At 42.3% G+C, this 23,440-nt stretch carries 26 protein-coding genes and 1 pseudogene; 15 read left to right on the top strand and 12 right to left on the bottom strand.

The window, feature by feature from the left end:
- Positions 1 to 22 precede the first annotated feature (22 nt).
- On the bottom strand, positions 23 to 211 hold the full coding sequence (locus P855_RS22330; protein WP_028785094.1) for a hypothetical protein: 189 nt from the start codon (positions 209 to 211) through the stop codon (positions 23 to 25).
- Between the two features lie 50 nt (positions 212 to 261).
- Between P855_RS22330 and P855_RS0119375 the strand changes: the two genes are divergently transcribed.
- Entirely contained in the window at positions 262 to 849 is a 588-nt protein-coding gene (locus P855_RS0119375; RefSeq protein ID WP_028785093.1) for a YitT family protein, read from the top strand.
- A gap of 49 nt (positions 850 to 898) precedes the next feature.
- The gene (locus P855_RS0119370) at positions 899 to 1,666 is read left to right on the top strand and encodes an amidohydrolase family protein (protein WP_200865978.1); all 768 of its coding nucleotides are present in this window, start codon (positions 899 to 901) and stop codon (positions 1,664 to 1,666) included.
- Positions 1,667 to 2,013: 347 nt separating this feature from the next.
- Here the strand turns inward: P855_RS0119370 and P855_RS0119360 are convergent, their stop codons facing one another.
- Positions 2,014 to 2,814 (bottom strand): SDR family NAD(P)-dependent oxidoreductase, encoded by an 801-nt coding sequence (locus tag P855_RS0119360; RefSeq protein ID WP_028785090.1) that lies wholly within the window; start codon positions 2,812 to 2,814, stop codon positions 2,014 to 2,016.
- A 160-nt stretch (positions 2,815 to 2,974) separates the two neighbouring features.
- Here P855_RS0119360 and P855_RS0119355 point away from each other — a divergent pair, with 160 nt between their 5' ends.
- Entirely contained in the window at positions 2,975 to 3,505 is a 531-nt protein-coding gene (locus tag P855_RS0119355; protein ID WP_028785089.1) for a DUF420 domain-containing protein, read from the top strand.
- Positions 3,506 to 3,803: 298 nt separating this feature from the next.
- Here the strand turns inward: P855_RS0119355 and P855_RS0119350 are convergent, their stop codons facing one another.
- Positions 3,804 to 4,715 (bottom strand): DUF1002 domain-containing protein, encoded by a 912-nt coding sequence (locus P855_RS0119350; RefSeq protein WP_028785088.1) that lies wholly within the window; start codon positions 4,713 to 4,715, stop codon positions 3,804 to 3,806.
- A gap of 167 nt (positions 4,716 to 4,882) precedes the next feature.
- Positions 4,883 to 5,773, bottom strand: coding sequence for a LysR family transcriptional regulator (locus tag P855_RS0119345; protein ID WP_028785087.1), 891 nt, complete (start codon positions 5,771 to 5,773; stop codon positions 4,883 to 4,885).
- Between the two features lie 114 nt (positions 5,774 to 5,887).
- On the opposite strand from P855_RS0119345, the gene P855_RS0119340 reads away from it, so the two are divergent.
- The 3 genes from P855_RS0119340 to P855_RS0119330 all read left to right on the top strand — a co-directional run bounded on the left by P855_RS0119340 (position 5,888) and on the right by P855_RS0119330 (position 8,119).
- Entirely contained in the window at positions 5,888 to 6,895 is a 1,008-nt protein-coding gene (locus P855_RS0119340; protein WP_028785086.1) for a YeiH family protein, read from the top strand.
- Positions 6,896 to 6,989: 94 nt separating this feature from the next.
- Entirely contained in the window at positions 6,990 to 7,475 is a 486-nt protein-coding gene (locus P855_RS21625) for a hypothetical protein (RefSeq protein WP_028785085.1), read from the top strand.
- A 119-nt stretch (positions 7,476 to 7,594) separates the two neighbouring features.
- Positions 7,595 to 8,119, top strand: coding sequence for a type 1 glutamine amidotransferase domain-containing protein (locus P855_RS0119330; protein ID WP_028785084.1), 525 nt, complete (start codon positions 7,595 to 7,597; stop codon positions 8,117 to 8,119).
- Positions 8,120 to 8,199: 80 nt separating this feature from the next.
- Here P855_RS0119330 and P855_RS0119325 read toward each other — a convergent pair whose 3' ends face one another.
- Both P855_RS0119325 and P855_RS0119320 read right to left on the bottom strand, forming a co-directional pair.
- On the bottom strand, positions 8,200 to 9,357 hold the full coding sequence (locus P855_RS0119325) for an acyl-CoA dehydrogenase family protein (RefSeq protein ID WP_028785083.1): 1,158 nt from the start codon (positions 9,355 to 9,357) through the stop codon (positions 8,200 to 8,202).
- 82 nt (positions 9,358 to 9,439) lie between these two features.
- Positions 9,440 to 10,072, bottom strand: coding sequence for a hypothetical protein (locus P855_RS0119320; protein ID WP_028785082.1), 633 nt, complete (start codon positions 10,070 to 10,072; stop codon positions 9,440 to 9,442).
- A 130-nt stretch (positions 10,073 to 10,202) separates the two neighbouring features.
- Here P855_RS0119320 and P855_RS0119315 point away from each other — a divergent pair, with 130 nt between their 5' ends.
- Positions 10,203 to 10,931 (top strand): YqcI/YcgG family protein, encoded by a 729-nt coding sequence (locus tag P855_RS0119315; protein WP_028785081.1) that lies wholly within the window; start codon positions 10,203 to 10,205, stop codon positions 10,929 to 10,931.
- A gap of 411 nt (positions 10,932 to 11,342) precedes the next feature.
- Positions 11,343 to 11,762 (top strand): VOC family protein, encoded by a 420-nt coding sequence (locus P855_RS0119310; protein ID WP_028785080.1) that lies wholly within the window; start codon positions 11,343 to 11,345, stop codon positions 11,760 to 11,762.
- A 286-nt stretch (positions 11,763 to 12,048) separates the two neighbouring features.
- Here P855_RS0119310 and P855_RS0119305 read toward each other — a convergent pair whose 3' ends face one another.
- Positions 12,049 to 13,065 (bottom strand): STAS domain-containing protein, encoded by a 1,017-nt coding sequence (locus P855_RS0119305; RefSeq protein ID WP_028785079.1) that lies wholly within the window; start codon positions 13,063 to 13,065, stop codon positions 12,049 to 12,051.
- A gap of 263 nt (positions 13,066 to 13,328) precedes the next feature.
- Between P855_RS0119305 and P855_RS22585 the strand changes: the two are divergent.
- The 3 genes and pseudogenes from P855_RS22585 to P855_RS0119290 all read left to right on the top strand — a co-directional run.
- A pseudogene (locus tag P855_RS22585) lies at positions 13,329 to 13,412 on the top strand (YjcZ family sporulation protein); the annotation flags it as partial.
- A gap of 173 nt (positions 13,413 to 13,585) precedes the next feature.
- Positions 13,586 to 13,834, top strand: coding sequence for a hypothetical protein (locus P855_RS0119295; protein WP_028785078.1), 249 nt, complete (start codon positions 13,586 to 13,588; stop codon positions 13,832 to 13,834).
- A gap of 113 nt (positions 13,835 to 13,947) precedes the next feature.
- Positions 13,948 to 14,577, top strand: a complete 630-nt coding sequence (locus tag P855_RS0119290) for a LysE family transporter (protein WP_028785077.1) — start codon at positions 13,948 to 13,950, stop codon at positions 14,575 to 14,577.
- A 90-nt stretch (positions 14,578 to 14,667) separates the two neighbouring features.
- Here P855_RS0119290 and P855_RS0119285 read toward each other — a convergent pair whose 3' ends face one another.
- On the bottom strand, positions 14,668 to 15,990 hold the full coding sequence (locus P855_RS0119285) for an amino acid permease (protein ID WP_028785076.1): 1,323 nt from the start codon (positions 15,988 to 15,990) through the stop codon (positions 14,668 to 14,670).
- A gap of 129 nt (positions 15,991 to 16,119) precedes the next feature.
- Here P855_RS0119285 and P855_RS0119280 point away from each other — a divergent pair, with 129 nt between their 5' ends.
- Genes P855_RS0119280 through P855_RS22440 form a run of 3 tightly spaced genes read left to right on the top strand, consistent with a single transcriptional unit; the run spans position 16,120 to position 19,406 of the window.
- On the top strand, positions 16,120 to 17,253 hold the full coding sequence (locus P855_RS0119280; RefSeq protein WP_028785075.1) for a zinc-dependent alcohol dehydrogenase: 1,134 nt from the start codon (positions 16,120 to 16,122) through the stop codon (positions 17,251 to 17,253).
- A 15-nt stretch (positions 17,254 to 17,268) separates the two neighbouring features.
- Positions 17,269 to 19,236 carry an aconitate hydratase gene (locus P855_RS0119275; RefSeq protein ID WP_028785074.1) on the top strand — a complete coding sequence of 656 codons (1,968 nt, stop codon included), beginning with the start codon at positions 17,269 to 17,271 and terminating at the stop codon, positions 19,234 to 19,236.
- Positions 19,230 to 19,406, top strand: coding sequence for a hypothetical protein (locus P855_RS22440; protein WP_200865975.1), 177 nt, complete (start codon positions 19,230 to 19,232; stop codon positions 19,404 to 19,406). The genes P855_RS0119275 and P855_RS22440 overlap by 7 nt, the downstream gene beginning before the upstream one ends.
- 49 nt (positions 19,407 to 19,455) lie before the next feature.
- Here P855_RS22440 and P855_RS21410 read toward each other — a convergent pair whose 3' ends face one another.
- From P855_RS21410 to P855_RS22325, 3 genes are all read right to left on the bottom strand, one after another.
- Positions 19,456 to 20,397 carry a ComEC/Rec2 family competence protein gene (locus P855_RS21410; RefSeq protein ID WP_051353338.1) on the bottom strand — a complete coding sequence of 314 codons (942 nt, stop codon included), beginning with the start codon at positions 20,395 to 20,397 and terminating at the stop codon, positions 19,456 to 19,458.
- 479 nt (positions 20,398 to 20,876) lie between these two features.
- Entirely contained in the window at positions 20,877 to 21,011 is a 135-nt protein-coding gene (locus P855_RS22685; protein WP_268744500.1) for a hypothetical protein, read from the bottom strand.
- A gap of 332 nt (positions 21,012 to 21,343) precedes the next feature.
- The gene (locus P855_RS22325) at positions 21,344 to 21,484 is read right to left on the bottom strand and encodes a hypothetical protein (RefSeq protein ID WP_157620104.1); all 141 of its coding nucleotides are present in this window, start codon (positions 21,482 to 21,484) and stop codon (positions 21,344 to 21,346) included.
- Positions 21,485 to 21,804: 320 nt separating this feature from the next.
- Here P855_RS22325 and P855_RS0119250 point away from each other — a divergent pair, with 320 nt between their 5' ends.
- Complete coding sequence (locus P855_RS0119250; RefSeq protein WP_028785073.1) at positions 21,805 to 22,437, top strand: flavodoxin family protein; 633 nt, start codon at positions 21,805 to 21,807, stop codon at positions 22,435 to 22,437.
- Positions 22,438 to 22,546: 109 nt separating this feature from the next.
- Here the strand turns inward: P855_RS0119250 and P855_RS0119245 are convergent, their stop codons facing one another.
- Positions 22,547 to 23,428, bottom strand: a complete 882-nt coding sequence (locus P855_RS0119245) for a formate/nitrite transporter family protein (RefSeq protein WP_028785072.1) — start codon at positions 23,426 to 23,428, stop codon at positions 22,547 to 22,549.
- Positions 23,429 to 23,440: the final 12 nt, after the last annotated feature.

Raw genomic sequence — 23,440 nt, 5'->3', positions numbered from 1 at the left:
AAGGGGAACTTTATTTACTTTTTTATTGGAACTCCTGAGGCGGATTTTCGGTATGACCCTGATGCGATACTTCTGTAAAAATATCCTTTTGCATGGCAGTCGCTGGATTACTGGCAGTATAAGCAACAGTTGTTCCAAGCTGGCCAAGCTGCTGCTTCAATGCCATCACTTCCATTTTGATGTTTTGGCAGAACCCTTTCTTATTAAGCAACATCCTGCATATAAATGTAGAGAACCTGTCCAAAATGAAGGGGTCATCCTATGAAGGAACTGATTGAAAAAGGTATCATCATTATCATCGGCAGTGCATGCCTGGCATTTGGTATCAACTTTTTTTTAGTACCATATCATGTACTTGATGGAGGCGTGATTGGCATCGGATTGATTTTTCATTATTTGTGGGGATTGGAAACGGGCTTGACCATTCTTTTTGTCAGCATTCCGATCTTTTTGATTGCCTGGTTCAAGTACCGGAAATATTTTTATAACAGCCTGCATGGTTTATTGATATCTTCTTTCTTCATTGATTTCTTTTATTGGTTGAGGAATTTTCATTTAGCACTCGACCCAGCCATCAGTTCGATGATTGGCGGGGCTTTTGTAGGTGGTGGTATTGGACTGATGCTTCGTTACCAGACAAGCACGGGAGGAACAGACTTACTGGCACAGATGGTCGCTGATGTTTTAAAAATCAATGTCGGTTTTGCTATTTTCACCATCGACCTTGGAGTCATTTTGTTAGGCGGATGGCTTTTTTCTTCACAGACTTTGCTGCTTTCCGCTATCACTATACTGGTGGTTGCGATGACAACCATGCTTTTTACGTCAAGACCCACACTAAAAAATTGAATATGGTAGAATTTAAAATGGATATTTTTACCGAAGCGAGGTGGATCTTATTCGAATCTTTGATGCCCACTTACATATCATCGACCCGCGATATCCTTTGATTGAAAATCAGGGTTATCTGCCAGAGCCATTCACCTGTGAAGACTATCAGAAGCGGACAAAAAAATGGAACCTGGACGGAGGCGCTGTTGTTTCAGGTTCTTTTCAGGGGTTTGACCAGCAATATTTAAAAAATGCCCTTCAAATTCTGGGCGATAGATTCGTCGGAGTAACGCAGCTGCCAGTAGATACAACGGACGAGGAAATACTATCGTTAGATGAAGACGGAATAAAAGCAGTCCGCTTTAATGTTAAACGCGGAGGACCTGAAGTGCTCGCACATTTAGAAACTTTTGCTCACCGGATTTATGACCTCGCAGGCTGGCATGTGGAATTATATATCGAATCAAAAAATCTGCCAGAAATCGAGGGTACGCTTAAAATGCTCCCCGCTGTTTCCATCGACCACCTTGGCCTGACGGAATCTGGTTTTGATACGTTGCTGAACCTCGTTTCGCATGGCGTGAGAGTTAAAGCGACCGGGTTCGGCAGGGTCAATATCAATGTAGCACAAGCATTACAAGCAATAGCCAATGTGAATCCTGATGCGTTGATGTTTGGCACCGACCTTCCGTCTACTCGTGCACCCCGGCCATTTCTTGATGCGGATGTTGAACTCATCCAGGAGACCTTAGGAGAAGAACTTGCCCGAAAAGTATTATATTCTAATGCAGCAGATTGGTATTTAAAAAAAGGAGTTGAAGTGAAGGGAGACTGACATTAAGAAAAATTCATGATCAATTCGTTCGGTGAATGGACCCCCATTTTCATCATAATTAACGTTATACTGCATCTGATTGCTGAGGTTGCTTTACTGGTTGTACTCTTTTCATTTCGAAACCAGTTTCCACCTGACCTTCCAGATGAACTTACTGAGTCGCATATGAAACCTGAACAAACGTTTGACCAAATCCTATGAAAGAGCCTGGATTGCTCCAGGCTCTTTTTTAGTGGGCTCGATATTTTGATATTTCGATCGAAAAAATCGAAAATAGCTCGAAAATATGTCGGACACGGGCGATACCCCGTATCTGGTGTGAAAACCTTGATTAGTGCAGGAGTGAATTAGCGCATGACACTTCCACCGGAAATTTTCACGGACTCTCCGACAATATTTTCAGCTGCATCGCTCAGTAAAAAGACAATCGTATTAGCAACTTCTTCCGCTTTCGTAATCCGGCCTGAAGGTATCCCCTCTTCTACCACCTTCATTTGCTCTTCAAAACTTCGGCCTTCGCGCTCTCCTTTTTTCCTGATGGCGTTGAGACCCATCGAGGTATCAACAAACCCAGGGCATACCGCATTGACACGGATATTTTCCTCAATCGCCTCATGCGCAAATGCTTGTGTAAAACCTGTTACCGCAAACTTCGATGCGCTGTAAGCAGAATTTCCTTTTGTTCCTCTCAGGCCTGATAAAGAAGATAAGTTTACAATAGCGCCAGCGTCCGCATTTCGCATCGTTTCATATACTAATTGTGTCAAAAGCACGGTTGAAGTGTAATTGAGCTCCATAATTTTCCTCATCTCTTCTTCCGGTAAATCTTTGACTGGCCCTCCCCCACCGATTCCGGCAGAGTTAACTAATCCATCAATCCTTCCATTTACCTCATTAGCTTCCTCAACCAAATGTCTTCGCTCTTCGTCCTTAGTCAGATCGGCTTTTTGTATAAAAACTTTCGCATCAGCAGCAATTTCCTCACAGGCTTGCTTCAACTCTTCCAATTTTTCTTCATTGCGACCGGTAATCGTAACGGCAGCACCAGCCTGTACTGCCGCCTTTGCCGTTTCAAAACCTATTCCGCCGGTCGCTCCAGTAACTAAAATATGTCTTCCCTGTAAAGCATCTTCTTTAAAAATAATCACATAAACCCCTCCAATCATTTCTATGTACATGCTTACCCTTTCTTATAACACTATTAACACGATGATAATTCATAAAATAGTAAGATTTTAAAGGTGCTTCTCCTATTACACTTCGATATACTAAGGGGTGAATTATATTTTTAGAGATGGGGAATCGACATTGAATATCAATAAAGAATTCAACTATGTGCCTTGGGTAGTGGGCTTATCAATCGCAATCAACCTGATTGTCGTAGCCCTGTTGTTTGTACCAAAAATAGACAGTGTTACCAGCTTTGATATTACTTTACTGCCGCTTCTCAATGCCATTTTGAACTCCTTTACTTTCGTATTTCTACTGGCAGCATTGTTTATGATTTTACGAAAAAATGTTACCTGGCATAAGCGGTTCATATTCGCAGCTTTCACGTCCACCGCATTATTCCTTGTATCTTATCTGACCTATCACTCCATGGCTTCCTCCACATCTTACGGGGGAGAAGGAATATTGCAGACAATCTATTACTTTATATTGATTACTCATATCATCCTGGCAGCGGTGATTGTACCGTTAGCATTACTCACTCTTTTCCGCGGGCTTGCTATGAAGGTGGACAAGCATCGTAAAATAGCCAGATGGACAATGCCGCTCTGGTTGTACGTAAGTCTAACTGGAGTTATTGTCTACCTGATGATTTCACCTTACTATTAAACAAAAGCGCAAGCGCCTTGCTCACCCCCGACAAGCTTAAGACAATCCTCGCAGTGACGGCCTTTGTACTTTAATACAGACTAACTTTATTAAAGGATCAAAGTATAAGAAAAACTAAAGCTTTCGCCATTAGGAAGCGGCGATAAGCCAAGTTTTTCTAATCACATTGAGGGTTGACTTAAGACCTCGAGGGGGTAGGCGCTGAAACTGGATGTAACAAAAGCTTAGGGCTCTTCCCTAAGCTTTTTTACATACAAAAATCGAGTGTAAGCCAACACTGGTCTACACTCGATGATAATCAACCAAATATGCTGGTGAAGAAATCAGAAAGGGCCTGAACAATACGCTGCAGGAAAGTTGAAACTTTCTGCCAGAAGCCTTTATCGCCCAGCACTTCCTTGACACTTGAGGTGATATCTTCAAGCTGCCTTTGCACTTGGTCAAAGTTGATATTCAATGCTCGCATCTTTTCAAAAAGATTGATCAATAACTGTCGGTCTTGCTCACTTAGCTCAATATTCAGGGATTGCAGCTTTTCATTGATAATCTGCTCGATTTCTTCCTTTGTTGCAGGATTTTGAGCTGCCATTTCTTTTTTGATTTCGGTTAGCAGTTCACTGACTTTTTCTTTATCGACACCCGACTTCTCGGCAAGTTCAGTGGCGACATCCAACTCTTCACTGGCGACTTCCATCCGTTCTTCATCCAGCTTGACTCCTTTAGAATCATAGGCCTTATAAATACCGGTCAGTGCGGAATGTCCCGTTACTTTTACTGGGGATGCTACGTCGACAATCGCATCTTCTACACCCGCAGTCAGCAAAGCGTTGGCATACATTTCTTTAGTCACCGCTGTTATATTATCAGGTGTCACAATATTGACTTTAAGGCCTTCCCCTTGCTCCTGGGGCGTGATTTTCACAGAAGAAAACATCCGCGAATTCGGGTTGCCATTAATATAATTGGCTATATCCTGTCCATCTACATAAAACTCATCCACATTTTTACGATTTTCCACTTCTAATAGGTTCCGGACTTCTTCTTCCTGAGCGTCTGTCAATGTATCACCATAAACCACAATCGGCACTCCAAGCTTCTCGTTGATTCCCTGATCACTGGTGCCATCCGTAGAAGCAGACACAATTGGCGTCAATCCAGCTCCTGCCCAGATAACCAGTGCCATCATAATTAAACCTATACGTTTTAGCATAACTTCTTCTCCTTGTTTTCAGGATTATTCGTGCAAATCCTTTTGCACACCCATATCATGTACTAATTATATCAAACAGTAAATCGGTCTTGAGGCTTACCTCCTTTTTACCGCTGTTCTTATATACGAATAAAGCACAATAAGGTTTCTTGTTTTTGAATTAAAATTCACTTCTCCATATTATATTTATCTTTGAGCGTCTTTACAAACACTTCCACATTTTTAGATAGTTCTCCTTCAGCAGGCAGTACACAGGAAAAAAAGCGATTTGGTGACTGAATGATCGGGAGACGGACCATAAGATTTTCACCGAATTTATTTTCTACGATGGACCGGGAAATGAAGGATAACCCCAATCCATGCTGAACCGCCTGTACGACTCCATGGTTACTGCCAATAGTAATCAATTTTTTTGCATTGATACTGTAGGCACGAAATACGGCATCCATGATATCTCTCGTCCCGGATCCTTCCTCTCTCCCTACCCAAGTATGTCCTTGTAGATCACTTAATTTAATATTATTTTTTTCACGAATCGGGTGGCCCGGAGGGACGATCAATACCATTTCATCCTCTAAGAACGGGAACGATCGCAGTTCTTTCGATCTGACCTGGCCTTCAACGAGACCGACATCGAATTCATGTAACAGCACAGAACGGTTGATTTTTTCTGTATTTTCGATATATATCTGTAAATCGATATCCGGATAGTTTTGATCGAAGTCCTTTAATAAAGATGGCAGTATATATTCACCAACTGTGTAACTCGCACCGATCGTCAGTGAACCAGTCAGCTGATTATGGTAGGAGAGTATTTCTTCATGTGTTTTTTCAATGATACTCGCTATTTGTTTGGCCCGCTGGTAAACAATCTCTCCAGTCGGTGTAATATGAAAATGTTTGGGAGAGCGGTCAATTAATTTGGTTTGAAACAGTTCCTCAAGATTTTTAATATGCAGGCTGACGCTGGGCTGGGAGACAGAAAGAGCTTTGGCAGCTTTCGTAAAACTTTTTCCTTCAACTACAACTATCAATGTTCTTAGGGCCTCTAAATCCATAATTTCACCTACCATTAGTTTTTTTAATGATTACCATTATTAAATTATATTTTACTAATGATTATCGCTGGCGTATAGTGATTTTAAACGCAAAACTTTTTAGGAGCGTGCGCTATGATCAGAAATAATCTCAGAGCTAAAGACCATTTATATTGGATTGCCGGTATTCTGTTCACAGCATTGATTGCTTGTTTTGGTTTTTTACTCGCATGGATACCAGGTCTCGCTATAATCGGTCCTTTAGCCACAGCTATCATCCTCGCTGTCATTTACCGTCAGCTGTTCGGTTACCCGGAAAAGCTCCGGTCCGGTGTCCAATACTCCGCTAAAAATTTGTTACGACTAGCTATAATACTTTTCGGATTGAAGTTGAATATGAATGTTATTTTTCAAGATGGTTTACCACTCCTGCTTAGAGATGTAGCTGTGATTATATTTGCTATCGGGGTAACCTTGTTATTTGCAAAGTTGTTCCGAGCGGATTACTCCTTATCTTTACTGCTTGGTGTAGGAACAGGGGTGTGCGGTGCATCCGCAATTGCAGCTGTCTCACCAATATTGAAAGCGAAGGCTGAAGATACAGCAATCAGCGCCGGCATCATTTCTCTGATTGGTACAGTATTCGCGATCGCCTATACCCTGATCCGGCCGATACTTCCAATCGATGCAGCTACTTATGGTTCCTGGGCAGGTATCAGTTTGCATGAAGTTGCCCATGTTGCACTTGCAGCAGCACCTGCCGGCGAAGACGGTCTTGCTATGGCTCTGGTTGGAAAATTGGGCCGTGTTCTGCTATTAGTCCCATTGAGCTTCCTGTTCATCTACATCATGCGAAAAAAAGGCACTCCGGAAACCAATGAAAAGGTAGCTTTCCCATGGTTCTTGCTCGGCTTCATTGCGACCAGTCTGTTAGGAAGTTATGTATTAGGAACTTATATTCCCCTCAACGAAGATTTGGTTTCTTTCATTTCCACAGCTACCACGTTTATTCTGACCATGGCAATGGTCGGATTGGGACTTAATGTAAGCCTGGCATCTCTTCGTTCAAAAGCACTAAAGCCGATGCTTGCCATGACAATCACTTCTTTGCTTCTTTCAGGCATTACGCTTTTATTAATATGATTCAAAAGCAGTAATTCTTATTAAGTAAAAAGACACTGTTTGTAACTCATACTTGTTGGGAATACTTGCTAACAAGTAAAGGAGGAGTCTACTCATGAAACTATTCAAACTACTAAGTTTTATGTTGGCAGCCGGACTCGTATTGGCAGGCTGCGGCACATCGGGGAACGATGACACGATTGAACCAGAAGATACCAACGATTCAGGTGCCGCTGAAGAAGAAACAGAAAAGGAATCTAAGGAATCATCCAGTTCAGGTGGTGAAGTCTCTACAGACTTGCAATCCGGAGTCAATGCCGTACTAGCTACTGTTGAAGACTTGACCACGACCGTGAAGGAATCTTCAGATGATACGGCTAAAATAAACCAGGCAGGCAAAACGTTAGAAGAAGATTGGGACCGAATCGAAAAGCAGGTAGAGGAAAATTATGAAAAAGATTATAAAAATATCGAGGAAAGCCTTTATCCTTTAATAGACGAAGCACAGGCTGATGAGCCAGATACCGATAAAATAAAAGAACTGGCCCAGGAAACAAAGAATAAACTGGAAGAATTCAAAAACAAACTGGAAACTTCCTAATGCATAAAAGCTGTTCCCCCATCACAAAGGGAACAGCTTTTTCACATGGTTATCTTTCGAAAAATAGTAGAGCTGTCTGTTACACTGACACTAGGCTTTCAAAAGAAGGAGGCAGCCACATGCGTTTAGAGAATAAAAAAGTGATTGCACTGGTCAGTGATGAGTTTGAGGATCTTGAGCTCTGGTACCCGGTCCTTCGACTTAGAGAAGAAGGTGCCATTGTCCACATTGTAGGAAAAGAAGCAAACAAACAATATACCGGAAAATATGGCGTTCCAGTAGAGTCAGACTACGCTTTCAAGGAGATATCTCCCGAGGACTATGACGGCATTCTGGTTCCCGGCGGCTGGTCACCGGATAAGCTGCGCAGATATGAGGAAGTCCTGCAATTTGTCCGCCATATGGATGAGCAGAAAAAAACAATCGGACAAATCTGTCACGCCGGCTGGGTGTTGATTTCGGCAGGAATACTGGAAGGACGGAATGTAACCAGTACACCTGGTATAAAAGACGATATGATAAATGCCGGTGCGAAATGGTCCGATGAAGCAGTAGTCGAAGATGGTCATATCATTTCAGCCCGCCGACCTCCAGACTTACCTATGTACGCAAAATTTTTTGCAGATCATCTGGCAGATCAATAGCAACCAAAAAGCCAGCCATTAACTAACGGCTGGCTTTTAATATTTATTTGCCATCAAAGTTTATTTTCATTCCATACCCTTCATTCAATTGCCTGTTCTGCCAGCATATTTATCACCGCATCATCCATCGGAGGATTATGCAGCCCTGCACGGACATCCCGGTAATATTTTTCAAAAGGATATCGTTTCGACAGTCCTCTTCCACCGGCAATTCTCATAGCAAGATCGACGACCTCGTTTGCAGTATTGGTCGCTGTTACTTTCACTGCTGCCAGTTCTGCATGCAGCTGTTTCCTGTTCTCCGGCTCCTGATCCCATCTCTCGGCAATGGTATACATGAAGTAACGCGCCTCCATAAGCTTCAACTCTATTTCCCCTATTTTTTGCTTGATGTGGGGAACTTTAGCAATCGGATAATCGAGACTGTTCGGCTGAAAGTTTTTCGCAAAGTCGATCGCATCGTTGCGGGCAGCAATCGCAATGCCAAGGTAGCAGGCCGGAATGTGCAACAGCCAGCCTTTCGGTACGGATGATTTCTGACTGGTAAGTTCGACTAGCTTATCATCTTCTACCGAAACATTTTTCAAGACAAGATCATCACTTCCGGTTCCCCGCATGCCAAGGGTATCCCAGGTATGTTCGACCGTTACCCCCTCCTGATTTTTTTCTATCAAAAACCAGCTTACTTCTCCAAGCTCTTCCACATAAGCAGATACGATGAAATAGTCCAGGCAATCAGCCATCGAGGTGAAAGTTTTTCTTCCGTTAATTATATAACGGCCGCCACTGCGCACAGCTTTTGTTTCCGGTATTCCACCCCGTGTCGGACTTCCTGTTGCTGGTTCAGAGGCAGCACGGTTCATTACTTTTTGTTCCGTTGCAATTTCTTTAGCTACTTTATTAAAGATTGTTTTACCCCAGAGCTGTTCATCACGTAGTTCCATAAGAATTCCGAGATGCCATCCAACCGATAATGCTACCGATCCATCACCTGCAGCAAGCCGCTCCTGCATTAATAAAAATTCATATAATGAAAGCCCTTCTCCTCCCAGATTTTCTGGTAGAGGGAGGGAAAAATACTTTTCCAGCTTCAAATCCGCTAAGTTTTCTTTAGAAAAAGAAGCCTGTTGGTCAGAGGCGGGACTGCGTTGTTTCACCTTCTCTGCTAACACCGCCGCTTTGTTGTATAATCGCTGATGCCGGTCATTTTTAATCAGAGTTTTATAAAGATCGATCATTTGCTCACCCCAACTAGCATATGTTTATTAAAAGCTTACTAGAATAGTCGGGATTACGCCAATGATTTATCTGAAAAATTGTTCATTCACTTTTATTCTTTACTTTGTGGAAAAGATTTTTCATCTCAGATTTAAAATTACCAGGGTCAATTTCCCTTTCACGTATTATATCCTTCCATGATTTACCGTCTTGTTTCTCCTTAATAATGTTATCTAGTTCTGTTTCACTTAGTTTAGCCACCACGGCTGCTTTCATCAGGGTTTTCAGTGAGACATCTTTCTCCAGATAATCCGCAAGCTCTGTTTCATTTTCACCTGTATATGCAGTCAATTCTTTTAAAATCAGCGGTTTATTCTGTTTGAAAAACGCCTTTGCTTTTTCTTGATGATGTTGCTTGATTTTTTCGTAATCTACCCCAAAGCTCTTTGCTGTAGCTTGCCAGGAGTTTGTCATTTGATAACTATCCAATACTTTTTGTGGCTCGACATCAGCATGTTTGGCAATAAGAATGGCTTTCCTTATATTTTCTTGCTTATAGCCACGTTCCTCGAATTGTTTGATTTTTTTTCGGATTTCTTTATGATGGTCATTTTCTTTTAGTTCATGACTGTGCATGATAGTCCCGTTATCATCTTCTGCCTGCGTCCCCAAAGGAACTCCGAATCCTAGAATACCCATCATTAAGATTATTGATAACGTAAATTTTCTGTGCATAACATTCAGCCTCCATTCCATTATTTTTCATCATTAGTTTGTCCATAATGTACCAGACCATTACTGTGTTTGTATTTAGTCTGTATCGGGAAAAAGATATTCAGTGTATGTATGGAAAGGAGTCGCTTTTATGAAAAAAGATAGTTTCCTGCTAAAAAAACAAGATATGAAAGATAAATCGATTGTACCTGACTGGCTGCCAGAAGAATATGAAACCTTCCATGATATCGTTACTGATAAAACATTCCCTTGTTACTTTGGGATGGGAGCAGAAAAGAAAGGTGAACTTCGTTATTCTTTCTTAAACCATGACGACTGGTCCCACCTCCCCAACACAGTAGAAGAATTCATGAAATTGTTTGAAGAACCCCCATTTATCCGGCATGGTTTTTTCTTATTTGTAGAACCGGAGCAAGAAGAAAAGTCGATTGAATATTATCGGGATTATTTCTGGAAAATATTAAATTATTTGAACGACCATGATCGGGAACCTTGGCCGGTGGATTATCCGACAGACCCCAATCATCACTTATGGGCATTTTCATTCGCAGGTGAGCCGTTCTTTGTTTTCGGAAACTCCCCCGCTTACAAACAGAGGAAAACACGGAACCTGGGAAATTCTTTGGTGCTTGGGTTCCAGCCCAGAAAAATTTTCGAAGGATTAGAAGGTACAAGTAAAGGCGGTATTATGTCTCGTGAAAAAGTCCGCGAACGAGTGGAAAAGTGGGACCAGATTCCGAAACACCCGGACATCAGCCATTATGGTGATCCAACCCATCATGAATGGAAACAATACTTCATTGGAGACGATGTCAAACCGGTTACCGGCAAATGTCCGTTCCATCAAAATAATAGTTAATGAACAAAAGCACAAGCGCCTTGCTCACCCCCGACAAGCTTAAGACAAGCCTCGCCGTGACGTTCTTTGTACTTTTAGTCAAATCAAGTTTAATAAAGGTTTAAAGTATAAGTAAAACTAAGGCTTTCGCCATACACCCTTGGCGATAAGCCAAGTTTTTCTAATCACAGAGAGGATTGACTTAAGACCTCGAGGGGGTAGGCGCTGGAGCTGGATGACACCCACTATCTGAAGTTATCCACAAAAAAATTTATCATTTCCTAACCAACATTAAAGACGCCCCTTACCAGGCGTCTTCTTTTATGCACACTTCTGTTAATTTAATACGATGGATGTGCAGGAAAAAAGAAGGAAAATGGACGCTTTCAGCGAATTTAATTTTATAAGTAATCCTTCAAAGGAGATGTTGCTATGTTTAAGGTTGGCAGTATTTTCATACCTGTGACAAATCTTGAGGAATCCATGAAATGGTATCAGGAAAATTTAGGAGCTATCTTCGTCGACAAATGGGATTTTGGAGAAAGAGGTGCGGGCTTCGTTTTTAAGAAGGGGGACGCCCAGCTAGGATTAATAGAAGTAGAAAATCCCCAGCCTACTGAATTCGAAGTAGTGAAAGGTAAAAAAAACAGTTACTATAATTTTTTAGTTACAGATATTCATGAAGCGCACCAGGACCTCTATAAAAAAGGTGTAGTTGTCAGCAAAATTGATGATTTCGGGGGCATGTATGCATTTGAATTCCTTGATCCAGACGGAAATCCTTTCAGTATCGTCAATGAAGTCGAAGGATCAAAGTTCCATGAAACCAACCTGGAAAAATTGAAGAAGTAGTTACCAGCGGAGGACTCGTACCTTGAGTCATCCGCATTTCATGTGGTACATAATTTCTAAAATAAAAAATCGCCCCTTGTTGAAGGGGCGACATATATTAAAGTGTAGATTTTCTGCTTCTACGTTTATTCATAAACTTTCGGACCATTGGATAGATGACCGGTGCGTATTTAAATATCCTTCTTATAAGTCTACCCATTATTTTCACCTCATTCTCAATTGATTTGGTACTTGTTCTATACTTACCCACATGAGGTGACCATCAAACAATTGCAGTAAGCAGGGGTCAAACAATCCGGCGGCCGTTTTGAGCAAGGGCGTAGTGGATTCCATGCTGCAAATTCTGGAAGCAATCGAATTTTGATAAATCAATCTCTGTATTGGCAATGATTCTCCCAAGTTTTGCAGAGATACCGACTATGATGACTTTTGTACCGATCAGGCTGGCGGCGGTTCCCATTTTTTCGATTAAGCTAGCCGTATAACTGGTAAGATCATTATCAAGACCTGTCAAATCTAATACGAGATAGGAAGCTTTGTATTCTGGCAGGTTGGTAAGTGTCTTGGTAATTAACTCGTCTGCACGTTCTTCATCATATCGGCCAAGTAAAGGAACCACGACGATTCCTTCCAGAACAGGGATAATCGGTGAAGATAGAGTTCTGACCAATTCTTTCAAATCCCTTGTTTTATCCTCAACTAAACCTTCTAAATGGCGAATTTGCTCAGCCTCTTTTTTGCGGGTCAGATCATGGATATTACGTGCTACGTTGACATCCTCAGGAAAATAGTTGATATAGGTGTAGTCATTGCCTTCCAGCTGGGACTGTTGGACCTCATACCATATCGTGGACCCGAACAGGCCGGAGAATATGCCAGCATAATGGGCGGGGAGAAAGGAACCACGCTTCTCTTTCCCTTGAACCTTATTGATCTTATGTTCCCAGTCGTTCTTCAGTTTAACAGTAAGGGTTTTATTTTCTCTGTCAATATTTATAATTTCCGCTTTTCCCCATCCAGCTGAAGCGTATGTATTGGGCAATATTTTAGCTACTTCTTCTATGTCCACGCCTTTGTTTTGAAAATATTCCCCCACCACAGATCCTTGACGAAAACCAGTAGTTTCCATAACTAAATTTGCGGCTTCTTCTCCTGAAACTTCCTCAATGGTATCAAAAAAAGATCTCATCGCAGAAGTTATCCAAAAAAGGACAGCGTCTTCTCCTTCGAATAGAAAGCGCCCCTCTTCCATCTCCCACGCGAAAGTAAGTCCCCCTACATTAATTTCCGGCTCTTTTGTCAAACCGCATCCCCCTATTTCTTAAGATGTATTTGTAATACTTTTATATTACTACTATCATACCTTATTTTCAGGAGGAAATGACCCCCTTTTCTACAACTATCACTTTATTTCTTCAATTTATGACAGGGGTTCCGTAGCCTTTTCCCTCTTTCTTTGAACGTTTGAACAAGACTTCTTTCCCCTGCCTAAATTCATCAGGAATAGGCATTTCCCCAGTACATTCGTCATCTTGCAACATATACAAATAGAAAGGAGGTGCTTTGATGAGTAAAGGTTATGGCGGTGGTTTCGCTTTATTAGTCGTATTGTTTATCCTATTGATTATTATAGGAGCATCCTATGCAGGAGGCGGTTATGGCGGTGGCTATGGCGGCGGTTGGGGCTATTAATAAACCCTCCCCTGCTTAAATGAAGTCCATACGGCGTGAGCCGTGATGGACTTTTTGTTTGGATCAGATACATATGCTGCGGATAAAACTCACCTTATCAGGCAAATTAACAATAAAAAGGATGATAAACCATGAAGGGTCAACAAGATTTCCAGTCTGTAATGGAGCAGCTTAACCAGGCAAAGCGAGCAGTAGAAAGGGCTCAGGAAGAACGAAGCGGATTTACAGAGGCACAGCAACAGGTCAAACAAGCGGAAGAGATGCTGAATGAAGCAACCCATAATCCCGACTTATTCAGAGGGATCGGCAACCATGACATGCAGCGAGCCACTGACTTATTACGGTTAATCGAAGAAACAAATCAAGCGAATAATAAATAAAGCGCCGAGCACACCGTCCAGGAGACGATGTGCTTTTTTATTGCAGTGGTACACTGGGTTGTTTGTGCATACATATTGTACAAGCTACTACATATCGTGAAGGAGTGAGTGGTTTGGGTGTTTTTCTTAGTTATGTTTTCCTCGGGCTGTCGCTGGCAGCCCCCATTGGTCCAATTAATGCTGCGCAAATCAATCAGGGGATCAAAAACGGTTTTTTTCATTCCTGGCTAATCGGTTTAGGGGCGATTGTCGCTGAAATTTGCTTTATCATATCCGTCTTTTTTGGGGTTGTCCATTTTCTTGAAATTCCGTTCATGAAAACATTTTTATGGTCATTCGGTACATTTGTCCTCTTGTATACAGGTTTTGAAAGTATTGCCAGCTCTCATAAAGCTGAGGTGGATTATAATCGCCAGAAAGACTCCTTAACCAAAACATTCTCAACGGGGTTTTTGATTGCTATTACCAACCCTTTATCCATTCTTTTCTGGCTCGGCATTTACGGATCCGTGTTAGCAAATACTATCAACCGCTATGATCAGCTGCACCTGGTATTATACGGCGGGGCGATCTTATTAGGATTGATGCTGTGGGATATTACGATGGCAGTCGTATCGAGCTGGTTCCGACGCGCGCTCACCCCGCGTACCTTGAAGCGGATCTCTGTTTTATCAGGAATATGCTTATTCGGCTTTGCATTCTACTTCGCTATGCAGGCAGTTAAAATGCTGTTTCATTTATAAACAGACTTCCAATTGCATGACCAACCGTACGATTGGTAAAGTCACAGATTTAAACTGGAAGCACCTGCTCCCTTAGCAGACTCTTAAAAATCATGAAGCTTGCTTCCACTTCTTTCTCATCAAAAAGGTCACCAGAGCTATTACTGCCAGGAATAACAGGCTGATGAAGAAGCCGACCCTGCTCGTCTTATCAAACAATGTTCCACTGACAGCTGCTGCAATCAAGAAAAGTCCAGCCCACCATTTCACATTGGTCTTCCCTGACAAGTCCATCAATTTGCTATAAGAAAACAATATGAAAATCCATGTATAAAGCAACATCAACCCGGCAGCTGTTGTTAAGTATTCATAAATTTTTTCAGGTAGCAGCAGAGCTACTACGATCGATGCCGCCAATCCCGAAACGGTTAAACACAAGGCATGATAAGGGACACCTCTTTTTCCGGTTTTTGCAAAAAACGCCGGGGCATCCTTATCTTCCGCAAGTGTAGAAAGAATGGTGGTAATAGCATAAAGAGATGCGACCATAGTAGAAAACCCGCCTATTACCAACGCCCCATTAAAAACATGTGGTACAAAAGCCAAATCGTATTTAGCTAATGCCGTGATAAAGGGACTCTCATCCGCATTGTATTTTTCCCAGGAAACAAGGAAAATTGCTAATCCTAGTGATGTGACATAAATGATCGCAAGTACGGTCAGCATTACTTTTCCTGATTTTGGGGCTTCCTTCGGGTCTTTCAATTCATTTGCCATTATCCCCATTACTTCGATTCCCCCAAATGCATAGAAGGCATAAATCAACGCTGCCCACAAACCAGTCACCCCTGCAGGAAACAGCCCTCTCCCGTTCCACTCCAATGGGCGTTCAGCTTGTCCCCCTCCTAACACACCAGACACAGCTAAAGCAGCTATGATGATGAACATTACAATTGCTGCTGTCTTGATTACTGCAAAAATATTTTCAAATCGTTCGAATCCGGACACACCAGTAATGATAATCCCGATCCCTAAGAGACCATAAATAGCAGATAATAACCATAACGGCATATGAGGAAACCAAAACTGCGAAAATATTGCAAGGGCAGTCAACTGGCTGCCCATAATCAAAAGCTCTGATGTCCAATACACCCACCCATTGGAGAAGCCTGCCCATCGGCCGTATGCTTTTTTCGCGTAAGAACGGAAGGAACCCTTTTCCGGATCTTCGGCAGTCATCCTGGCCAAGGCATCAAATACGATATACGTCCCTGCGGCGGCAAGGAGGAACGTAAGAATAACAGCAGGTCCTCCCTGTTTGATTGCTAATGCGGATCCCAGGAAAAACCCTGTGCCAATCGTACACCCTACTCCAATCAGTGTCAGCTGCCACCAAGGTATTTTCGTTTGTGAATCTGTTTGCTGCTTACTCATGATCTAAACTCCTTCCACCCGGTTTAGTTTGTAACCGGGCTCCAAAAAACATACCAACCTGCTGATGCATACATAAGTTACGACAAATAGGCTACCTTAACACATAGAAAAACAATCCAAGGAGGAGCCATGAAAGCAGTCACTTATCAAGGTAAATATTCCGTCAGTGTTAAAAAAACAGATTATCCGACGATACAGGATTCTCAAGATGTCATTATAAGAATAACTTCAACCGCTATTTGCGGGTCGGACTTACATCTTTACCAGGGAAACTTTCCTTTGCCGATCGGGTATGTCATTGGTCATGAGCCAATGGGGATTGTTGAGGAGACAGGAAAAGATGTAACCAAAGTAAAAAAAGGCGACCGGGTTGTCATTCCGTTTACTGTGGCATGCGGTACCTGTCCCTATTGCCATAACAACCAGGAAAGCCAGTGTGATAACGCTAATCCCCATTATGATTCCGGGGGTTATTTGGGCTACTCAGAAAAGTTTGGGAACTATCCAGGCGGCCAGGCAGAGTACCTCCGGGTGCCATTTGGCAACTATACTCCCTTTCTCATTCCAGAGGATTGTGAGCTGGAAGACGATTCTTTGTTGTTTCTCTCCGATGTTCTTCCTACCGCTTACTGGAGTGTTGAAAATGCTGGTGTCAAAAGTGGTGACACAGTAATTGTCCTGGGCTGTGGCCCTGTGGGTTTAATGGCTCAAAAGTTCTCCTGGCAGAAAGGGGCAGCCCGAGTGATTGCTGTTGATTATCTGCCTTACCGGCTGAACCATTCCAAGCTTACTAACAAAACAGATACATTTGACTTCACCGCGCATGAGGATATGGGAGAGGTATTAAAAGAAGTAACTAAAGGCGGTGCAGACGTTGTCATTGATTGTGTCGGAATGGATGGTAAAAAATCACCATTAGAATTTGTACAGCAGAAATTAAAATTACAAGGTGGAACTTTGGGTCCCATTCAAATCGCTGCTAAAGCTGTGAAAAAATGTGGGACAGTGCAGCTTACAGGTGTTTATGGTGGTCTTTACAATATGTTTCCATTGGGTGCATTTTTTTCTCGTAACGTCCAACTAAAAATGGGCCAGGCACATGCCAGGGCTTATATGGAGAGGCTGTATCAGCAAATCGTTAATGAGGAAATTGATCCCACGGATATCATTACCCACCACCTGCCTTTGGAGCAGGCTGCCCATGGTTATAAAATTTTTAATGGAAAAAAAGACGATTGTATCAAAGTGGTACTTCGTCCTTGATGAGGAGGGAAAACTATGGCTATGAATGTCAGCGAGAAATTGATCAGCAGTCACCTCATATCCGGCGAAATGAAAGCTGGCGAAGAAATCGGCTTAAGAATTGACCAGACGCTTACACAAGATGCAACAGGGACGATGGTTATGCTGGAGCTTGAAGCAATGAATCTCGAGCGTGCAAAAACAGAAGCTTCTGCCCAGTATGTCGACCACAATATTATTCAGGAGGATAATAAAAACCCGGATGATCACCTTTTTCTACAAAGTGCTGCCCGAAGGTTCGGCCTCTACTACAGCCGGCCAGGTAACGGAGTAAGTCACCCTGTCCATATGCAACGACTGGCTGAACCGGGGAAAACATTACTTGGTTCAGACAGTCACACCTGTGCGAATGGCTGCATGGGTATGCTTGCCATGGGTGCCGGTGGAATTGATGTTGCGATGGCTATTGCCGGGGAACCTTTTTTTGTAAAAATGCCACAGATATGGGGAATCAGACTCACTGGAGAACTTCCCGACTGGGTAAGTGCTAAAGATGTGATTTTAGAATTATTGCGGCGCCATGATGTGAAAGGCGGTGTAGGCAGAATCATCGAATATTACGGACCAGGACTAAAGCACTTAAGTGCTATGGACCGGCATGTCATTGCTAATATGGGGGCAGAGCTTGGGGCTACTGCAACGGTGTTCCCTTCAGATAAAGAAGTCCACCGTTACTTGAAAAGCCAGCAGCGGGAGGATGCCTGGGTGGAAATCCTCGCAGATGAAGGAGCAGCTTACGACATTAACGAAGAAATCAATTTATCTGAAATCGAACCGATGATTGCCAAACCATCCAGCCCGGAAAATGTCGTACCTGTCAAAGATCTGGAAGGTGAACCGATCTACCAATCCTATGTCGGGTCATCCGCCAACCCTGGTTACAGAGACTTTGCTATCGCAGCCGAAATTGTAAAAGGGAAACAAATTTCAAAAGGAATTTCTTTCGACATTAACCCTTCTTCCCGTCAGATGCTTACGGATCTAGTGAAAGAAAGTCATATTGCAAGCCTGTTAAGTTCTGGTGCCAGACTACACCAGGCAGGCTGTAACGGTTGTATCGGGATGGGCCAGGCACCGGCTACCGGAAGGAATAGCCTCCGGACGACGCCCCGGAACTTTCCTGGAAGGTCCGGTACCCGCGAAGACAGCGTGTTTTTATGCAGCCCGGAGACAGCTGCTGCATCTGCTCTTACCGGAAAAATAACCGACCCTCGAATTCTTGAGATGAAATATCCAAAAGTAAGGGAAATCACCCATCCAACGATTGATGTCGATTTGTTGGAAAAGCCTCTGCCATTGGAAGAAGCGAAGCAAGTGACATTAGAAAAAGGACCGAATATCGCCTCTATTCCTGAAATGAGTCCACTTCCTGATATGTTAAAGGTACCTGTCCTGCTTAAAATGGGCGATAACATTTCTACCGATGAAATCCTTGCAGGCGGTTCCAGAGTCTTGCCTTACCGAAGCAACTTGCCTGAGATAAGCAAATTCTCTTTCGAAATTATTGACGATACTTACTATGACCGGTCAATGAAAATAAGAGAAGAAGGCGGACACGCTTTAATCGGAGGCTATAACTATGGCCAGGGATCAAGCCGGGAACACGCTGCGCTGGCACCAAGATATTTAGGTCTCCGGGTTGTCATTGCCAAAGACTTTGCCAGAATCCATTGGCAGAACCTGGTGAACTTTGGTGTCCTTCCACTTACTTTCCGTGATGATAAGGACTACGACCAATTGGAAAAAGGCGATGTCATTCAATTGGACGATTTAAGAAAAAGCATTCAAACAGGAACAATAGTCAAAGCAAATATTCAGGGAAAACAAACCATTCAATTGGAACATGCGCTTTCTGACCGGCAAATCGATATGATGCTGAAAGGCGGGCTGATCAACTGGATTAAAGGAAGACAAGTCAATGATAAGGAGGAACAATTATGGTAGACCGCAACCAGATTTGTAAAGCCTGCGATGGTGCAGGATTATTGATGGATGATGAAGAATGGAAATATACCTGCAGTGTCTGTGGGGGGAGTGGAGTAATGACACTTGGCAAAAACCCTGAACCCAACGGACAGATGGATGTAGATGAAATGAACCGCATCCTGGAATAATAAAATAAGCCCGGCCTACTGCCTGGGCTTATTTTATTGCTCAGACAAATCACTCTTCGTCAGGTCCGGGGGCAAACCCAGGATCATAAGGGTCAGCGTCAATGACATAACCATCTTCATCAATGGAAGCGACGATATCTCCTGATTCGGCTGTAGAATATAAAGCAGTTCCCAGGTGATATAACCTGGCAACTACTTTAGGAACAGGGTGACCATAATCATTCGCCTGATCATAAGAAAATACAGCCGCTTCCGGGTTGACTGCATCGACGAAAGCCTGCGAATTGCTTGTTGCGGAACCATGGTGGGCTACCTTCAGGATTTCTGCCTGAACATCATAACGTTTAATCAGCCTTTTCTCATTTTTTTCTTCTGTGTCACTGGTCAACAATACATCCATATCCCCATAGCTCAACTTCAACACAATAGAAGCTGGGTTGTTTTCTTTTTCGTTACGATTGACATGCAGCACTTGCACCTTCACATCTGGGTCCAGGTACAGCTGCTGTCCCTCTTCTGCTACTTGTGTCGGAATTTCATTTAATGCAACCAGTTTTAAATATTCCGCATACGTATCGGTGGTATAAGTTTTTCCGCTATCCAGCAGTTTTTTTACTCCAATATGAGTAAAAACCTCTAAAAACCCCCCGATATGGTCGATATCAGGATGAGTGGCAACCACTTGATCAATGGTAGATACTCCGGCACGTTTCAAATACTCAACTACTTTTTCCCCCGCTTTTCTATCACCTGCATCGACAAGCATTGTTTTGCCATTCGGAAACTTGATGAAAATGCTGTCTCCTTGTTCTACGTCTATGAAATGTACTTCCAGCTGGCGCTCTTCCGAAGCGGTTTCTATAGCCTCAACAGATGATTGCCAAACAGATGAATTTCCTGTTTCCTGCAGTGGAACACCCCATGCTGCTGTTGGAAGAAGTGCTATTATTATCAATATGCTGCTGCATACTTTTTTCAGGTGTAATAACACGGCCCATACTCCCTTCTTAAAAATGATATACCTTTAGTTTTTGTGATTTTCCACAGTTTACACCTGTCTCAAAAAATAAATAATCCGGTTGTTTTCCATTTGCAGGTAAAATAAAGAGCTGAATGGGGAGCAGACGAAGGATTGGCGGGTATGTATCCTGGAGCAGAAATAGTAATGGTTTTTATGAATATTGTAAGACCCGTCATAGATAATGAAGTCATAGCACATCTGAGATGATGCCATATAAAAACAGAACCCCTCTAATTCATTATGTCAGAAGGATTCTGTTTTATTTTTTTGAAACAACTAAAAACATAGGAATCAAATGTGGTGTAAAACGGTAACGTACGATAATGTTTATCATCCTCATTTGCGAGTTTGTATATCATAGCGGAGTATGATGTTGGCTGATGACTGCCACCAAGTCATCCCCATGAAATAGTTGATCCTGTTCTATTCTATTGTGGATACCCAAAGACTTACTTCTTTTTAGAAAACATCGTTACTTTGCCACTTTTTTTCTGTGCTGGTTTTTGCTCTGGCTGCTTTGTGAAGGCTTGATTTTTCATATCTTCCTCAAGCAGCTCACGGCCTTTGGTAAACAGGATCGTCACTTTTCAACCCTCCTTTATCATTGAGTGTATTAGGCGATTCCCCGTGTGCACACATTAAAACATAAAATTACTTACCATTATTTACTTAGAAACTAATCACTTTGCGAAACGTTAAAAGACCTTTGCGGAATATTACACTTCGCAAAGGCCTTTATTATGCATTGTCAACCGCAAACATAGGATTCATCTACGTTCATGCGTATTTTATATCAGTATTGTCACCATGTTCAGATAATCTCTGATTGCATCTTGATGACCTGCTGCGTTTCATCCCATGTTTCGTTGATCCTGCCATTATTTACTTTTCCAAAGACCAAGCCTTCAATTACGGCTTACTTACGCTTTTTCGCAAAAGACAAAAACTTACCACTACGAGTTTTCGCTGGACTGTTTTTTTCTGGTTTTTCCTTGAACGCCTGGTTCTTTGCATCTTCTTCAAACAGTTCCCGGCCTTTGGTAAACAGGATCGTCACAGCAGCTCACCCTCCTTTTAAAAATGTATTAGGAGATTCCCATCGCTGACTCCGTTTCAAGTCATTGGGCAATTACCTAACCAGGCTTCATAAAGAAATAACCCTATAGTATTTTTAATTTTCAGAAGATTGATTCTTCAATAATACTTAGGTGTTAAATCTTTATTTAATGCAAATTTACCACACGTAGTTTTGTTAACGCAATCCCAAAACTATAGGTATTTATTACCAGATTGGTGCCTTAATTCGACAATCAATAAATTCAATGATTCATCCTTCTTTTAGCGGGAAAAGAAACCTATAAAAAGGAGGAATAAATTATGGCTGGCTTAAAGGCAGTAATTCTTAACGCTTCTTTTAAAACAAGTGAAGACGACCCATCCAATACGGAAGCTCTTTCCAATGAGTTAACCGAAGTATTTGATAAAAAAGGGGTGAGCCATGAAACAGTCCGGCTCGCTGACTATTCCATTAAATTCGGAGTCAGCGATGATCTTGGGGAAGGTGATGAATGGCCAAAGGTATTTGAAAAAATCAAGGAAGCCGATATCCTTGTACTCGCTACCCCGGTATGGGCCGGAGAAAAAAGCAGTCTAGCTAAACTTGCTATTGAACGTATAAATGGAAGTGCCTCCATTACCAACGAAAAAGGACAATCGATTTATTATAACAAGGTAGCCGGAACAGTAGTCACCGGTAATGAAGATGGTGCCAAGAAAGCAGCCGGATCCATTCTTTTCTCTCTATCGCATTTTGGCTTCAATATTCCACCAAATTCTGATGCATACTGGGTCGGTGAAGCAGGACCAGGACCATCCTACATTGAAGCGAACGGCATTGAAAACGACTTCACCAGAAACAATATTACAATGGAAGCTTATAATCTGATTCATTTAGCACGGATACTGAAACAAAATCCAATTCCTGCAGAGGGAAACGTAATGGAAGATTAATAAGATTTAGAAAAAAATTATCAACTTTTATAATATTCCCAGACGATAAAAAACCTGCTGCACAATTCGATGATTCCTGTGCAGCAGGTTTTTTTACTTGTCAAGTGCTCTATGGTTTAAGATCTTCTTTATATGCATAACTGAATAGAAGTGCTACCAATAAAGCCCCTCCGATTATATTTCCGATACTTGCAGGAATAAGGTTGTAGAAAATGAACTCATACCATGTATAGGAAGTTTCCGATAAAACTCCCATACTGAAATAACCCATATTCGCCGCACTGTGCTGAAAGTTTCCTGCGACGAACAAAATTACCGGTAGAATAGTGCCAAGTAACTTACCTGTGATGTCCCGGGCCGCAGTCGTTAGAAACGCTGCCATTCCAATCAGCCAGTTAGCCAGGATACCAGACACAATAACTTCAAACCAACCGGCTGCTCCTAATTCCATAAACTTCATTTTTTTATCCAATAGTGACTGCATTTCTGTATAAAAAGGGTCCGCTAACGAACCTGAGGCTTGAATGAGTATAGCGACAAATAACGCGCCGACAATATTTCCTAAATACGAAGAAAGCCAGAATTTAACCATGTCTTTATGCATTAACCCAGCTATATGAAACTTGTAAGTCGGGAGCATTACATTGATTTCAGTAAATAACACAGCACCTGAAATGAATACCATCGCATAACCGGCAGCAAATCCTAAACCGGACAACAGATAGTAGAGCCCTTCCGCTTCGATTCCAATACCCAGCAAAATTGAAAAAGCTGCTCCAAAGGTCATGAAGGAACCGGCAGTAAATGCCAGCAGCATTTGAGCACGGAATGGCTTGGCTAGATGGTCCCTTCCTTTTTCTCCAAATTCCTTAACGATTTGTGATGGAATGTAAAATTGACGGTCCGGACTATCTGCATTATCTTTTGGCTGTTTTTCTGCTTCTTTCATTTGTTTATCCAGATTTTTTCTGTCTTGTTTTTTATTGCTCAAGAACATCCCTCC

Source organism: Thalassobacillus devorans MSP14 (genome assembly GCF_000496835.1).
In the GTDB taxonomy this organism is placed as follows: Bacteria; Bacillota; Bacilli; order Bacillales; family Halobacillaceae; genus Thalassobacillus; species Thalassobacillus devorans_B.
This window is presented reverse-complemented; position numbering and strand designations above follow the sequence as displayed.